Source organism: Planctobacterium sp. AWM4_229 (assembly GCF_056160305.1).
Window position 1 is genome coordinate 84089 of record NZ_JBSWWX010000001.1, and the last position, 15657, is coordinate 99745.

The window sequence follows — 15657 nt, forward strand, 5'->3', positions numbered from 1 at the left end:
AGAAATGCAAAAAAGCGGTTGCCAATGGCTAACCGCTTTTTAAATATAATTAGTTGGCAATCGCTTCATTGACGCGCTCACGCAACTCTTTCCCTGGCTTAAAGTGCGGCACGTACTTACCTTCTAACTTTACAGTTTCTCCAGTTTTGGGGTTTCGCCCTTCACGTGGAGCTCTAAAGTGCAAGGAGAAGCTACCGAAACCACGGATTTCTATGCGCTCTCCTCGCTGAAGTGTTTGAGCCATTTGCTCTAGTAGCTCTTTAATTGCTACTTCCACTTCTTTTGAAGGTATATGCCTTGCTCTGTCGGCAAGTCTTTCGATTAATTGTGACTTGGTCATCTCAACCCCTTTGTCAACATAAACAATCAGACGTTACCGACAGTTACCCACTTTGTTAAGTGGACTAGCTAATTACTCTTCGCCTTTTGCTGCTTTGAAAGCTTCAGCCATCGCGCTTGCAAAACCAGAATCTTCCTGCTGGTTTACGCGAGCCAGGGCTTCTTTCTCATCAGCTTCGTCTTTCGCTTTAACAGACAGGTTGATAATGCGATTCTTACGGTCTACACCGATGTATTTAGCTTCAACAACATCGCCTACAGCAAGCTCGGTTGATGCATCTTCGATGCGGTCGCGAGATAAATCTGCAACGCGAATGTAACCTTCAACTTCTTCAGCAAGATTGATTGTTGCGCCTTTGGCATCAACTGCGGTAACAGTACCGTTAACGATAGCACCTTTCTTTTTATCTGTCAGATACTTATTGAAAGGATCTTCGTCAATTTGCTTCACGCCAAGTGAAATTCTTTCGCGCTCTGCATCGACCTGCAATACAACGGCAGTGATTTCATCACCTTTCTTATAGTCACGAACTGCGTCTTCGCCCGCTTTGTTCCATGAAATATCAGATAAGTGAACTAGACCGTCAATACCACCGTCAAGACCGATGAAGATACCGAAGTCAGTGATTGACTTGATCTTACCAGTAACTTTGTCACCTTTATTGTAAGACTTAGCAAACTCTTCCCAAGGATTCGCTTTGCACTGCTTAAGGCCAAGAGAAATACGACGACGCTCTTCGTCGATTTCAAGAACCATAACTTCAACAGTATCACCAAGGCTAACCACTTTAGATGGGTGGATGTTCTTGTTAGTCCAATCCATTTCAGAAACGTGAACAAGACCTTCAACGCCTTCCTGAATTTCAACGAAGCAACCATAGTCAGTAAGGTTAGTAACTTGACCAGTCAGCTTAGCACCTTCAGGATAGCGGTTTGCAATTTCTTCCCAAGGATCGTTGCCCATTTGCTTCATGCCAAGAGAAACACGAGACTTCTCTTTGTCGAACTTCAGAACTTTAACGTTGATTTCGTCACCAACGCTTACGATTTCACTTGGATGCTTAACGCGTTTCCACGCCATGTCAGTGATGTGTAACAGACCGTCAACACCACCTAAGTCTACGAACGCACCGTAGTCAGTCAGGTTCTTAACGATACCCTTAACTTCAACGCCTTCGTCAAGCGTTTGCAGAAGTGTATCGCGCTCTGCACTGTTTTCTTCTTCGATAACAGCACGACGAGAAACAACTACGTTGTTGCGCTTAGCGTCTAGCTTAATAACTTTGAATTCTAACTCTTTGCCTTCCAGGTGCAGAGTATCGCGAACTGGACGTACGTCAACCAAAGAACCAGGCAAGAATGCACGTACAGAATTAACTTCTACAGTGAAACCACCTTTAACTTTACCGTTGATAATACCAGTTACAGTAATTTTATCTTCGTAAGCTTTCTCTAATTCTACCCACGCTTCGTGGCGTTTCGCTTTCTCGCGAGACAGGATAGTTTCACCGAAGCCGTCTTCTACAGCGTCTAGTGCAACGTCAACCTGATCACCAACAGCGATTTCTAAATCACCTTTGGCGTTTTTGAACTGTTCAGCAGGAATGGCGCTTTCAGATTTCAGGCCTGCATCTACTAAAACAATATCTTTATCGATAGAAACTACAGTACCACGTACAATCGCACCTGGGCGTGTTTCTAATTCTTTTAAACTTTCTTCAAATAATTGAGCAAAACTTTCAGTCATAATCTTTCGTTTTTTCAGTCCACCGTTACATCCAGTAAGATGGGGTTGTTAAAATTTACGTTTCTAATCCTTTAAAACGCACTTGTACTTAGGTGAATTAATTTTCACCCTCATGCAATTTGGTTTCTACCCAGTGTACGGCTTTTTCAAGCACTTTTTCGATAGAAAGTGCTGTAGAATCAATCACTAAGGCATCATCAGCTGGAACCAAGGGAGCTACTGAACGGTTTGTATCTCGTTCGTCTCGTGCCTGTATGTCCGCCAAAAGGGCGCCAATACTAACATCAAGGCCTTTTTCACGCAACTGATTGTAGCGTCTGGAAGCCCGTTCCTCTGCTGATGCGGTAAGAAAAATCTTAGCATTGGCTTCGGGGAAAACGACGGTTCCCATGTCTCTACCATCGGCCACTAAACCGGGTTCCATGTTGAATGCTCGCTGACGGCGCAACAGTGCTTCACGAATTCGAGGTAACGACGCAACCTTCGACGCCATAGAACCAACTTCTTCGGTACGAATTGAATCGGTAACGTCCTCACCTTCCAGAACTACACGGGATTCCTGATCTTCAGGGCATTCAAAGTTAACATCAAGACTGGATGCTAGAGGTATCAGTGCTTCTTCATCATCCGGTGCAATACCATGATGCATTGCAGCAACAGCTAACACGCGGTAAATCGCGCCACTATCCAGCAGATGCCAGCCCAACTTATTTGCCAGTAACTTACAAATCGTTCCTTTTCCAGCTCCACCTGGACCATCGATAGTAACGACTGGTGGTTTTAGCATATTGGAGCTCCCTAATTCACTGCTGTAGTCAAAATGCCGGGCATTATACGCTTCCAAATAATTTCTACAATGACGACTTTGTGACGAAAATGTAAATAAGCATAAAAAAGCCCTCAATGTGAGGGCTATCTAAGCGTTTATTCCACGATTATTGACAAATAGTGGCCAACCGCTGGAAATAATCAGGGAAGGTTTTGGAGGTACAACCTGGATCATTGATGACAACCGCAGTATCACTCAAAGACACAAGTGAAAAACACATGGCAATTCGGTGATCATTGTAGGTATCAATTTGTGCTTCTTGCAGTGTCTGCTGTGGAGTAACCGAAATATAATCTTCGCCCTCTTCCACTTCTACGCCGAGCTTTCTCAGTTCGGTCGCCATCGCTGTAAGTCTGTCAGTTTCCTTGACTCGCCAGTTATAGATATTGCGAATTGTTGTTGTACCCTGTGCAAAAAGTGCGGCTACTGCAATAGTCATAGCGGCATCCGGAATATGATTCATATCCATATCAACCGCCGTTAAATCCGCGCCATCTACCTGGATAAAATTGCGACTCCAGGTTATTTTTGCCCCCATTTTTTCCAGTACATCAGCGAAACGTATGTCTCCTTGCACACAATTTTCACCAACACCGTAGACCTTTACCGTACCGCCTTTAATAGCTCCTGCAGCAAGAAAATAGGAGGCAGAAGAGGCGTCGCCTTCAACCATGTATTCTCCAGGGCTCAAATAGCTTTGATTACCCTTGATCAAAAATTCACGGTAATTGCGATTTTCAACTTCAATACCAAACTGCGCCATAATGGCCAGTGTGATCTCGATATACGGCTTAGAGACCAACTCGCCCATCACTGTAATGTGGGTATCATCACTGAATAAGGGGGCAATCATTAACACAGCCGTTAAGAATTGACTGGAAATTGAACCGTCAATATTGAGTGAACCACCGACGAGTGATTTGCCATGAATTTTCAAGGGGGGATAACCAGCATTTTTCAGATATTGAATATCCGCACCGGCCATTTGCAATGTCTCAACCAAAGAACCTATAGGGCGTTCTTCCATCCTTGGCTCACCACCCAAGACAAATTCGCCCTCACTGGCGGCCAATGCCGCGCACAGTGGGCGCATGGCGGTTCCAGCATTGCCCAAATAAAGCTCCACTGGTTCTGCAACCTGGAAAACGCCGCCATTACCGGTTACCTCACATATAGTTTTGCAGTCAGAAAGCTGATATTTAATACCCAGCTTACCCAAGGCATCTAACATGTGTCGAATGTCATCACTATCCAAAAGATTGGTGACACGCGTGGTTCCTTTTGCGAGCGCCGCTAATAACAGCGCTCTATTTGATAAACTCTTTGAACCGGGAACAGTAACGTCACCAGATACGGAGCTTACCGGAGTTAATCTGAGTTGCTCCACTTATGCCTCATCCGTAGTATCATTGTTTTCCACAGTGCCTTCTGCTTGCTCTACGGTTTCAACATGTTCTGCATTTTCATCGTCTGCTAACTCACCTTCAGGTGTTTCCACTTCTTCAATGCGTTGTAAGCCTACGACTTTTTCGTCATCTGCGGTTCGGATGATGCGCACGCCTTGTGTGTTTCTACCGATAACCGATACTTCGTTGGCACGTGTTCTTACCAGTGTGCCTGCGTCACTGATCAACATCATCTCATCATCTTCGTCTACCTGGATAGCACCAACTACCGAACCATTTCTATCAGACACTTTGATAGAAACAACCCCCTGAGTGGCACGGCTCTTGGCAGGGTAATCTTCAAGTGGTGTGCGCTTACCGTAACCATTTTCCGTAACAGTTAAGATTGGTGCATCGGTGATTGGCACGATAAGTGATACCACTTTTTGACCATCTTGCATGCGAATACCACGAACCCCAGTGGCAGTCCTTCCCATGGGGCGCAATGCTAGTTTTTCTTCACCGGTTTCAGGATCTAGCTTCACGGCTCCAGTTTCTGAATCACGCTCTTTCTCGTTAAAGCGCACTACTTTACCCGCATCTGAGAACAACATGATGTCGCTCTCTCCATCGGTAAGTGCCACGCCAATTAGTTCGTCACCCTCATTTAAATTGACGGCAATGATGCCGTTTGAACGAGGGCGCGAGTATTGAGTCAACGCAGTTTTCTTTACGGTACCGTTAGCGGTCGCCATTAGCACAAAACGATCGTCCACAAATTCCTGAATTGGCAAGATAGCGGTAATGCGTTCGTCAGCCTCTAACGGCAAGATATTAATTATGGGTTTACCGCGTGCATTGCGGCTTGCCAATGGTAGTTGATAAACCTTCAACCAATACAAACGTCCTCTGGTAGAGAAACAGAGAATGTGATCATGGGTATTCGCTACCAACAATTTCTCAATGTAATCCTCATCCTTCATACGCGTGGCCGACTTGCCTTTACCACCACGACGCTGGGCTTCGTAATCAGACAGTTTCTGATACTTTACGTAACCCTCACGAGAAAGAGTCACAACAACATCTTCGCGTTCAATGAGGTCTTCCAAATCGATATCATGAGCAGCTGCAGTTATTTCGGTACGACGTTCGTCACCAAACTCATCGCGCACTTTTTCCAACTCTTCACGGATAACTTCCATCAAACGCGCTGGATTTGCCAAAATTTCCAGTAATTCAGCAATGAGATCCAACAACTCTTTGTATTCTGCCAGGATTTTTTCGTGCTCTAAGCCAGTCAGCTTGTGTAAGCGCAAATCAAGAATCGCCTGAGCTTGATTCTCGGTGAGGAAATATTGTCCGTCGCGAATACCAAATTCAGGCTCTAGCCATTCAGGTCGCGCAGCATCAACGCCGGCGCGTTGCAACATATCTTCAACATTGCCTAACGCCCAACCTTGTGCAACTAAGGCTTTTTTCGCTTCCGCTGGGCTAGGAGACGCTTTAATCAACTCAATGATTGGATCGATATTGGCTAGCGCAACTGCCAAACCTTCCAGAATGTGAGCGCGCTCACGCGCTTTTCTCAATTCGAATACGGTGCGACGAGTAACCACTTCACGTCTGTGACGGACGAATGCCTGCAATAATTCCTGAAGATTTAGGGTTTTAGGCTGTCCTTGATCAAGTGCAACCATATTGATACCAAACACAGTTTGCATTTGGGTGTTGGCATACAATTGATTTAATAGTACTTCACCAGACTCGCTGCGCTTCACTTCGATAACAATACGCATACCGTCTTTGTCAGACTCGTCACGCAGCGCTGAAATCCCTTCGATTTTCTTCTCTTTTACCAGTTCCGCCATTTTTTCAATTAATCTGGCTTTATTCACCTGGTAAGGAATTTCTGAAACGATAATAGTTTCTTTACCGTTTTTATCGGTTTCAATTTCTGCCCGCGCACGCAAATAAATTTTGCCACGGCCAGTTCGGTAAGCATCGTCAATACCTTTTCTACCACTGATCATTGCAGCAGTTGGGAAATCAGGCCCTGGGATATATTGCATTAACTCATCGATGGTAATATCGGGATTATCGATAAGCGCGATACAGCCATTAACAACTTCGGTCAAATTATGTGGCGGAATGTTTGTCGCCATACCAACCGCAATACCCGATGAACCGTTCACTAATAAGTTAGGAACTTTGGTAGGTAAAACCTCAGGGATTTTTTCCGTACCATCGTAGTTAGGCACAAAATCTACCGTTTCTTTGTCCAAATCGGCTAGCAACTCAGCGGCAATTTTCGCCATGCGCACTTCGGTATAACGCATTGCAGCGGCGGAGTCACCGTCTACTGAACCAAAGTTGCCTTGACCATCTACCAGCATATATCGAAGCGAAAATGGTTGCGCCATACGCACAATCGTGTCGTAAACCGCAGAATCACCATGGGGGTGATATTTACCGATTACATCACCGACGATACGGGCAGATTTTTTGTATGGTTTGTTGTAGTCATTCTTCAACTCGTTCATGGCGAAAAGTACGCGCCTGTGAACGGGTTTCAGACCATCACGAACGTCTGGAAGTGCACGTCCTACAATTACACTCATGGCGTAATCGAGGTAGGAGTTTTTCAGCTCGTCTTCGATATTAATTGGAAGGATTTCTTTGGCGTTGTCAGTCATATACAGCCTTGTTGTTATTATTTTCGCCGATGGTTATCGGGAAACATCACTGTTCATTTGTATTTGCACGGAATAACTAGTGTTAGCTTTCCGCATATCTAAACAGGAAATAAAAGTGTTCAAGATTCTATCATCGAACTACAAAAATAAAAGATGCTGATTGGCGAATATATGTGCAAACGAACCTGTTAATGCAGCATTTGAGGCCTTATACTTGCCGAAACTTGTTTGGAGTCAGCACTTTGCAACAAAACGTAGATTATACAGAAATACAAAAATTTGCCGATTTGGCCAGTAGATGGTGGGATCTGGAAGGTGAATTTAAGCCTCTACATGACATAAATCCGCTGCGCCTGTCTTTTATTATGGAGCAAACCAATGGACTACACGGATTGCACACCCTCGACATTGGATGTGGCGGCGGTATTTTATCCGAATCCATGGCAAAAGCCGGGGCTAATGTAACGGGCATTGATATGGGGATAGAGCCCCTCGAGGTAGCGCGTTTACACGCCCTGGAATCAGGGGCCAAAGTCAATTACCAGCAAAGCTCGGCGGAAGAGTTTGTCGAAACACACTCTAACCAGTTTGATGTGGTCACTTGCCTTGAAATGTTAGAGCATGTGCCAGAGCCGTCTTCTGTCGTTGCCGCCTGCGCTAAATTGGTTAAACCCGGCGGTTGGGTATTCTTTTCCACGTTAAATAGAAACATTAAGTCCTGGTCATTGGCGGTTGTCGCGGCTGAATACGTTATGGGCATGGTTCCCAAAGGTACTCATGATTACAACAAGTTTATTAAACCTTCTGAGCTGTTGAATTGGGCAGATCACAATGGACTGCAAGCAAAAAAGATAACTGGATTGCATTACAACCCACTTTCCAAGACTTATTTCCTATCCGACCGCAATGTCGATGTTAATTATATCGTAGGCTGCAGAAAACTGTGATTGCGCCCAGAGCTATACTGTTTGATTTAGACGGAACTCTCCTGGATACCGCACCTGATTTAGGTGCGGCATTAAACTTTGTTCTAGAGCGACACGGATTTCCCGCTAAAAGTTATCAAGAGTACCGAGTGGAATCGTCTAATGGCGCACTAGGGTTGTTGAAAATGGGCATGGAGGAACAGTTTGAGAAATATGATGCTGAAGTCTTAAGAGCTCAATTGTTGGACCATTATCAAGCCAATATTTGTCAACATACCCGCCCTTTTGAGGGCATTGCTGAATTAATTGCATGTCTCGATAATAAGCGTATCCCTTGGGGGATCATAACCAATAAGCCTGGTTTTCTTACTGAGCCACTGTTAGCCCATTTTTCAGAATTTAAAAACTTCCAGGTGTGTTATTCGGGAGATACTTTCGAGCAGCGCAAACCACACCCAAAGCCTCTACTCAAGGCTGCTGAAAAACTAGAAATAGAAGCGAAAAACATCTGGTATGTCGGCGATGCCAAACGCGATATGGAAGCTGCACGTGCCGCAAAGATGGTTCCCGTTTTAGCCCGCTACGGCTATTTGACTGAGCCTGAATTGCTGCAAAGTTGGGATGTCGATATTGAGATAAATAGTGCCAATGAGCTACGACATTTACTCAGTGGAAACGCTTTCGGTTAATTAAGCTCTCCGTTTAAACAACGTTAATTTTGTCAACAAAGTACTTAGATCGCTTCAATCTAAATGAAGCGATTTTATTACTATTTGATTTATGCCAAATTAGCGGTGTAATAATCCTGTTGAAATTCCAAATATACTGAAGAGTATTAAGCTATGAAGTTAGCTTACACTAACCGAAAAAAACAGCGGCGAATAAAGCAACAGACGCCCCTATATCTTGGGTTGAAATGCGACTAAAACCCCTTTATCTTGTGTCTCAAGGATGGCAACGACACATCCTGTATTGGGGAATGGCGAGTCGAGTTCAGGTTTACAAGTACTCCTAAGAGTGCAACATAGACCAGGACACAATGTGGTAGCACAATTTTCACATCTTCGAATTCGCAGAAACATATAATAATAACAGTGGCAGCATTATGAATAATACTTTATACGTCACCAAGCGTAATGGTGAGCGTGAGCCTATTGATCTGGATAAAATTCACCGTGTTCTTGATTGGGCGGCTAAAGGCCTGACCAACGTCTCCGTGTCTCAAGTGGAGATAAAAGCGCACATTCAGTTTTATGACGGGATAAAAACTGAAGATATTCATGAGACATTAATCAAATCAGCAGCCGATCTGATTTCGACTGATAGTCCTGATTATCAATACTTCGCTGCCCGACTGGCAATCTTCCATTTGCGCAAGCGCGCTTACGGTCAATTTGAACCACCAACGTTGGTACAACACGTCAAAAAAATGGTGGAAATGGGCAAATACGACGCTCATCTGTTAGAAGATTTCAGCGAAGCTGAGTTCGAGCTAATGGACGAATACATTGATCATTGGCGTGATATGGATTTCAGCTATGCCGCAGTAAAACAGCTGGAAGGCAAGTACCTGGTGCAAAACCGGGTAACCGGTGACATCTATGAAAGCGCTCAGTTTTTATACATTCTTGTGGCGGCTTGTTTGTTTGCTAAGTACCCCACCGAAACGCGTATGAGTTACATCAAGCGTTTTTATGATGCCACATCCAAATTTAAAATTTCGCTGCCAACCCCCATTATGGCTGGTGTGAGAACCCCTACCCGCCAGTTTAGTTCTTGTGTGTTAATTGAGACCGGCGATAGCCTTGATTCAATTAACGCTACTGCGAGTGCCATCGTTAAATATGTGAGTCAACGCGCTGGTATTGGCGTAAATGCCGGTAACATTCGCGCGTTGGGCAGCCCGATTAGAGGCGGAGAAGCCTACCACACAGGTTGTATACCATTTTACAAATACTTCCAAACCGCTGTTAAAAGCTGCTCTCAAGGTGGAGTAAGAGGCGGTGCTGCTACACTTTTCTATCCCCTATGGCACATGGAAGTTGAATCGTTATTGGTACTTAAGAACAATCGTGGAGTTGAAGAAAACCGCGTTCGGCATCTTGATTATGGTGTGCAGTTTAATAAAACCATGTATCAACGCTTGATTAAAGACAGTCACATCACTTTGTTTAGCCCTTCTGATGTACCAGGCCTTTACGACGCATTCTTTGCGGATCAAGACAAGTTCGAAGCGCTATACACTAAATACGAGCAAGACCCCAGCATTCGTAAAAAGCAAATCAAAGCACTGGAATTGTTCAGTTTATTTATGCAGGAGCGAGCCAGTACAGGCCGTATCTATCTGCAGAATGTTGATCACTGTAATACCCACAGTCCCTTTGATGCCAAGGTTGCCCCGGTAAAACAAAGTAACTTGTGTTTAGAAATTGCATTGCCAACTAAGCCTTTATCTCATGTTAATGACGAAGAAGGTGAGATTGCCCTTTGTACTCTGTCCGCATTTAACTTAGGTGCAATTGAGTCTCCAGAAGATTTCAAAGAGCTTTCTGAGTTAGCGGTTAGAGCATTGGATAGCTTACTTGATTACCAAGATTATCCAGTACCAGCTGCTTACAACGCCACAATGGGACGAAGAACACTGGGAATTGGTGTTATCAATTTTGCCTACTATCTGGCTAAACACGGTGTGCGATATTCCGATAGTAGTGCCAATAATTTGGTACACGAAACCTTTGAAGCCATGCAGTATTATTTGCTGAAAGCCTCCGTAGAGCTAGCAAAGGAAAAAGGTGCCTGTCCTAAGTTTAATGAAACCACTTATGCTCAAGGTATTTTACCCATTGATACTTATAAAAAGGACCTGGACGCGATTTGCACATCAGAACTGAAATTGGATTGGGAGTCTCTTAGAGCAGAAATTCAACAACATGGATTGCGCAATTCAACACTATCAGCTTTGATGCCATCAGAGACTTCGTCACAGATTTCAAATGCCACAAATGGCATTGAGCCTCCTCGCGGTCATATCAGCGTAAAAGCCAGTAAAGACGGGGTTTTAAAGCAAGTTGTACCTGATTATCAAAAGCTCAAAGATAACTATGAATTGTTATGGGATATCCCCTCAAACGATGGTTACCTGCAGTTAGTAGCGATTATTCAGAAGTTTATCGACCAAACGATATCAGCCAACACCAACTATGATCCGAGCAAGTTCGATGGCGGAAAAGTGCCAATGAAATTGTTGATCAAAGATTTGTTAACAGCGTACAAATTAGGTGTAAAAACCCTCTACTACCACAATACCAGAGACGGTGCTGGTGATGAGTCTAGCCAGACTGAAGCGACTAAAACTGCAGCCAGACCCGCTGTAGAGGAAGTTGTGGAAGAGCAAGATGATGATTGCGCTGGCGGTGCTTGTAAAATTTAATGATGCGAAGGGGCTCGCCCCCTTTTCATCTGATTCAGACTATTACATAAAATTAAAACAATGAAATACACTACGTTCAATCACAAAACTACCAATCCTTTGAGTGAGCCCATGTTTTTTGGTCATCCGGTTAACGTTGCCCGATATGACCAGCAAAAACACCCTATTTTTGAAAAGCTGATTGAAAAACAAATCAGCTTTTTTTGGCGCCCGGAAGAGGTAGATGTAAGTAAGGACAGAATAGACTTTCAGGGATTGAGCGAATCTGAAAAGCACATTTTTGTGTCCAATCTGAAATATCAAACTCTGCTTGATTCAGTACAGGGAAGAAGCCCTAACATCGCTTTTCTACCTATTGTTTCTTTGCCAGAACTGGAAACCTGGATTGAGACCTGGTCTTTTTATGAAACCATCCATTCGCGTTCCTACACACACATTTTGCGTAACTTGTTCTCCGACCCTAGTGATGTATTCGAAGACATCGTGGTAAACGAGGAGATAAAGCGTCGTGCGACAGACATTTCTAAGTATTACGATGACCTGATCTTCGCCACTCAATTATGGCAGTCACAAGGCGAAGGCACTCATGTTGTGCGTGGCGAAAAACACGTTATCAATATGCGCGAATTAAAGAAAAAGCTTTATTTATGCATGAACTCGGTTAACGCGTTAGAAGCTATCCGCTTTTACGTATCGTTTGCCTGTACCTTTGCTTTCGCAGAACGCGAGTTAATGGAAGGAAATTCCAAGATTATCCGCCTTATCGCGCGAGATGAGAATCTGCATCTAACTTCGACCCAGCACATACTCAATATATGGGCACGTGGTAAAGATGATCCGGAAATGGCAGAGATTGCTGAAGAGTTAAAAGACGAAGCTGAAGCTATATTCTTAAAAGCCGTAGAACAAGAAAAACAATGGGCCCATTATTTATTTAAAAATGGTTCTATGATTGGCTTGAACGAAGAGATACTTTGCCAATACGTAGAGTTTATCGCTAACCACAGAATGGCTGCGATAGGCTTAGGCCAGCCTTATGATGTTCAAAGTAATCCGCTGCCTTGGATGAATAATTATCTTAATTCAGATAACGTGCAGGTTGCTCCGCAAGAAGCCGAGATCAGCTCCTACCTGGTGGGTCAGATTGATAGTGAAGTTAACGCGGATGATTTTGGCGACTTTGATCTTTAAGCAGATCAATTCGCCATTATGAATGAAACGGATTCGTTACGCATAACTGTTGAAGGTGTCGGGGAAGTCGAGCAGAAAGGTGAATCCTCAATGTTGGAATCACTGGAGGCACATGGTATCGAAGTACATTATCATTGTCGCGAAGGCTTCTGTGGTGCTTGCCGTACAAAGCTACAGAGTGGCTCTGTCACCTATCTCACGGACCCACTGGCGTTTATAGATGATGACGAGATTCTCCCCTGTTGCTGTAAAGCTAACCAGGATGTTTGCATCAAGCTACTTTGACCCTAATTACACACAAACAAAAAAGCCATCTTGAAAGATGGCTTTTTAGATTGGAGGCGCAAGAACTATTTAGTCCAGCTTGACGCCCAAACGTCCAGCGACTTCTTCATAGGCTTCTACAACACCGCCTAAACCTTGTCTGAATCTGTCCTTATCCAGTTTCTCACGAGTGGCTTTATCCCATAATCGGCAGCCATCTGGCGTGAATTCATCGCCCAAGACTATATCGCCATTGAAAACTCCAAACTCCAGTTTGTAGTCCACCAATAGCATCCCGGCTTCATCAAACAAGCCTTTTAAAACAGTATTGACCTGGAACGTCAACTCTTTCATTTTATCGATTTGCTCTTGAGTGGCCCAGCCGAAAGATAATACGTGATATTCGTTTACCATTGGGTCATGCAATTCGTCATTTTTGAGGAAGAATTCAAATGTGGGTGGATTGAGTTCTTTTCCTTCCTCAACTCCCAGACGACGTACGATAGATCCTGCAGCAATATTTCTTACAACACATTCAACCGGAATCATATCGAGCTTTTTAACGAGTGATTCGTTATCAGACAACAATGCTTCTACCTGAGTAGGGATCCCCGCTTCCTCTAACTTCGACATAATGAAATGGTTAAATTTGTTATTCACCATCCCTTTTCGAGCCAGTTGTTCTATTTTCTGACCGTCAAAAGCGGAAGTATCGTTTCTGAATTCCAACACCAATTTTTCAGCGTCATCAGTCAGGTAAACAGTTTTCGCTTTGCCTCTGTAAAGTTCTTTGGTTTTTTGCATGATAGCTCTTCAAGATTAAATATCTAAATCATCAGTTGTCATGACACGCTCAAAAGCGGGATAGACATCACTGATCGTGCTTGCAGATAAGGCCTCATTCTCTGAGTCTCTTATCGAAATACTGGTCTTAGCTCCCTGCTCTTTTACAATTATCCGATAATCCGCTTCCTCTAACATGAGTTCGCTGTCCGAGCTGAACAGGCTGCTCCACCACCCCTCGTCTACACCGGCATAAGTAACAAATATGAGTCCCGTAGACTTATCCAGGTCTTTCACGTTAAAGCCGAGTTTACGCAGAACCAATAGCAATCTCGGCCAGGTTATCTCATAGTTAGCGTCAACAAGATATGCCGCTTCACCATCGGCATTGAAACCCAGTTCTAATGGTACCCCTGTGCGGATTTGTCTGGCTTTGCGCAAATTAGACAATTTCAACTGTGTCTCGTAATGACTGAGCACATCGTTAAGAATGTCTACTTCATTTTTCCTGGCTTGATGCTGAGAAATATCAGCAATCATATCGTCATTCACCGTTTCCAGGTAATCTACAAGTTTAACAAACAGTGTTGCGGAGCGCCCGTGAGACTTAACATCGAGTTCAAATTCAAAACGTTGACCAACAGTGCGTTCAGTTTTTGTCCAGCTATACCATGCACTATCGCCATCATCTTCAATAATCATCCAATCGGTTTTCAGGCGCTGGTTTTGTTTATCAAAATCAACAACTGCGATACCACGCTCATCCAGATAGCTGATCAAGGAATTCCAGATGGCTGTGTCCAGGGGAATATCATCTTTAACCTGGTCAAACTGCACAATCGCCTCGCGTGAGCCTTCTAATATTCGAGAGCCTGACACAATTGGCAATACCAAGCGAGGAGAGCTAATATCCAGTTCTCCACCAATCTTCCCATTTTCAGCGTTTGCCCCCACTTCCGGGATCGCATAATCATCACCAAACTTAGGCACTGCTTTGCCTTCAGGCAGTACCAACTCCTTCCCTTGTTTAGTTGCAAGGTGCGGGTGTGAAGGATCTACGCTTTGTTCTTCTTGCCACAACGCGCAACCGCTTAAACTGGCACTGAGGCCTATAGCGGCTAACCAAATTCGTGTTCGTAATACTTCCATTAAATCAACGCCATCTCTTGTAGTAGTTCTTCCAGACTTGCCTGACTTGCTTCATCAGGCTCCACCATAGGCAATCTTAAATGCGGGGTCTCCATCAACCCCATCTTATAAAGCGCCCATTTTGGCATAACAGGATTAGGTTCGATAAACAATTTGCGATGAAGTTCCGCAATGGATGCATCTATTTCCATTGCCAGAGGCCTGTTGCCTGATGTGGCAGCGATACAAAGCTCAGACATCAGCTTCGGAACGATATTCGCAGTCACAGAAATGACTCCATGCCCACCGTTAAGCATAAACTCGCACCCGGTAGGATCATCACCACTGAGCAGAGAAAAATCGTCAGACAAACCCGCTTTTAGTTCCTCTAAACGGTTCAAATCACCCGTCGCATCTTTTAAAGCAACAATATTTTTATGCTCTGCCAGCACGAAAACTGACTCTGAACTCAAATCGGCAACTGTTCGTCCCGGTACGTTATACAGGATTACAGGTACATCAGCGGCATCAGCTATGGCCGTGAAGTGTTGAATCATGCCCCGCTGCTGCGGTTTATTGTAATATGGAACCACACTCAACATGCCAGAGATACCCACTGACTGCATCAAGTCCCCCAATTCAATGGCTTCTGAGGTAGAATTTGCCCCGGTCCCCGCGATAACCGGAATCTTGCCTTGTGCGAATTCAACCGTTTTCTGAACCACAGAAACGTGTTCGGATACTGGCAGTGTGGCCGATTCTCCAGTAGTCCCTACGGAAACAATGGCATCAGTGCCATTAGCAATGTGGAATTGCACTAGTTTTTGCAATGACGCATAATCGACGTCACCATTTGGTAACATAGGCGTTGCCAACGCTACAATACTGCCTTTTATCATATGGGCTCCCAGAAAAATAGCGCTTAATGGTAAAGACCTAAGC

General features: G+C 44.2%; 13 protein-coding genes. 5 read left to right on the forward strand and 8 right to left on the reverse strand.

What is annotated here, in order from left to right; genetic code table 11:
* Nucleotides 1-49 precede the first annotated feature (49 nt).
* From ihfB to gyrA, 5 genes are all read right to left on the reverse strand, one after another.
* A complete protein-coding gene (ihfB, locus tag ACXAGP_RS00430; protein WP_338294840.1) occupies nt 50-367 on the reverse strand; it encodes an integration host factor subunit beta in 318 nt (105 codons plus the stop codon).
* A 45-nt stretch (nt 368-412) separates the two neighbouring features.
* Nucleotides 413-2089, reverse strand: a complete 1677-nt coding sequence (gene rpsA, locus ACXAGP_RS00435; protein WP_475259493.1) for a 30S ribosomal protein S1 — start codon at nt 2087-2089, stop codon at nt 413-415.
* A 94-nt stretch (nt 2090-2183) separates the two neighbouring features.
* Nucleotides 2184-2873 carry a (d)CMP kinase gene (gene cmk, locus ACXAGP_RS00440; RefSeq protein WP_475258880.1) on the reverse strand — a complete coding sequence of 230 codons (690 nt, stop codon included), beginning with the start codon at nt 2871-2873 and terminating at the stop codon, nt 2184-2186.
* Nucleotides 2874-3021: 148 nt separating this feature from the next.
* Nucleotides 3022-4302, reverse strand: coding sequence for a 3-phosphoshikimate 1-carboxyvinyltransferase (aroA, locus tag ACXAGP_RS00445; RefSeq protein WP_475258881.1), 1281 nt, complete (start codon nt 4300-4302; stop codon nt 3022-3024).
* On the reverse strand, nt 4303-6993 hold the full coding sequence (gene gyrA / locus ACXAGP_RS00450; protein ID WP_475258882.1) for a DNA topoisomerase (ATP-hydrolyzing) subunit A: 2691 nt from the start codon (nt 6991-6993) through the stop codon (nt 4303-4305).
* 242 nt (nt 6994-7235) lie between these two features.
* On the opposite strand from gyrA, the gene ubiG reads away from it, so the two are divergent.
* The 5 genes from ubiG (at nt 7236) to yfaE (ending at nt 12825) form a co-directional block, all read left to right on the forward strand.
* Complete coding sequence (ubiG, locus tag ACXAGP_RS00455; protein ID WP_475258883.1) at nt 7236-7940, forward strand: bifunctional 2-polyprenyl-6-hydroxyphenol methylase/3-demethylubiquinol 3-O-methyltransferase UbiG; 705 nt, start codon at nt 7236-7238, stop codon at nt 7938-7940.
* Nucleotides 7937-8608 (forward strand): HAD family hydrolase, encoded by a 672-nt coding sequence (locus tag ACXAGP_RS00460; RefSeq protein ID WP_475258884.1) that lies wholly within the window; start codon nt 7937-7939, stop codon nt 8606-8608. Before ubiG ends, ACXAGP_RS00460 begins: the two co-directional genes overlap by 4 nt.
* A gap of 416 nt (nt 8609-9024) precedes the next feature.
* Nucleotides 9025-11349, forward strand: a complete 2325-nt coding sequence (gene nrdA, locus ACXAGP_RS00465; protein WP_475258885.1) for a class 1a ribonucleoside-diphosphate reductase subunit alpha — start codon at nt 9025-9027, stop codon at nt 11347-11349.
* Between the two features lie 60 nt (nt 11350-11409).
* Nucleotides 11410-12540: a class Ia ribonucleoside-diphosphate reductase subunit beta gene (gene nrdB / locus ACXAGP_RS00470; RefSeq protein WP_475258886.1), complete on the forward strand. Its 1131-nt coding sequence runs from the start codon at nt 11410-11412 to the stop codon at nt 12538-12540.
* Between the two features lie 15 nt (nt 12541-12555).
* Nucleotides 12556-12825 (forward strand): class I ribonucleotide reductase maintenance protein YfaE, encoded by a 270-nt coding sequence (gene yfaE, locus ACXAGP_RS00475; RefSeq protein ID WP_475259495.1) that lies wholly within the window; start codon nt 12556-12558, stop codon nt 12823-12825.
* A 69-nt stretch (nt 12826-12894) separates the two neighbouring features.
* On the opposite strand, the gene purC is transcribed toward yfaE, so the two are convergent.
* From purC to dapA, 3 genes are read right to left on the reverse strand one after another with little or no spacing between them, the layout of a single operon-like run.
* Nucleotides 12895-13608, reverse strand: coding sequence for a phosphoribosylaminoimidazolesuccinocarboxamide synthase (gene purC, locus ACXAGP_RS00480; protein WP_475258887.1), 714 nt, complete (start codon nt 13606-13608; stop codon nt 12895-12897).
* 15 nt (nt 13609-13623) lie between these two features.
* Nucleotides 13624-14736 carry an outer membrane protein assembly factor BamC gene (gene bamC / locus ACXAGP_RS00485; RefSeq protein WP_475258888.1) on the reverse strand — a complete coding sequence of 371 codons (1113 nt, stop codon included), beginning with the start codon at nt 14734-14736 and terminating at the stop codon, nt 13624-13626.
* Complete coding sequence (gene dapA / locus ACXAGP_RS00490) at nt 14736-15614, reverse strand: 4-hydroxy-tetrahydrodipicolinate synthase (RefSeq protein WP_475258889.1); 879 nt, start codon at nt 15612-15614, stop codon at nt 14736-14738. The genes bamC and dapA overlap by 1 nt, the downstream gene beginning before the upstream one ends.
* Between the last annotated feature and the right edge of the window lie 43 nt (nt 15615-15657).

Bases quoted from the DNA above. Each gene is read 5' to 3' on its own strand.
- cmk (WP_475258880.1), bottom strand. From the start codon at position 2,873: ATGCTAAAACCACCAGTCGTTACTATCGATGGTCCAGGTGGAGCTGGA.
- gyrA (WP_475258882.1), bottom strand. From the start codon at position 6,993: ATGACTGACAACGCCAAAGAAATCCTTCCAATTAATATCGAAGACGAG.
- nrdA (WP_475258885.1), top strand. From the start codon at position 9,025: ATGAATAATACTTTATACGTCACCAAGCGTAATGGTGAGCGTGAGCCT.
- nrdB (WP_475258886.1), top strand. From the start codon at position 11,410: ATGAAATACACTACGTTCAATCACAAAACTACCAATCCTTTGAGTGAG.
- purC (WP_475258887.1), bottom strand. From the start codon at position 13,608: ATGCAAAAAACCAAAGAACTTTACAGAGGCAAAGCGAAAACTGTTTAC.
- bamC (WP_475258888.1), bottom strand. From the start codon at position 14,736: ATGGAAGTATTACGAACACGAATTTGGTTAGCCGCTATAGGCCTCAGT.
- dapA (WP_475258889.1), bottom strand. From the start codon at position 15,614: ATGATAAAAGGCAGTATTGTAGCGTTGGCAACGCCTATGTTACCAAAT.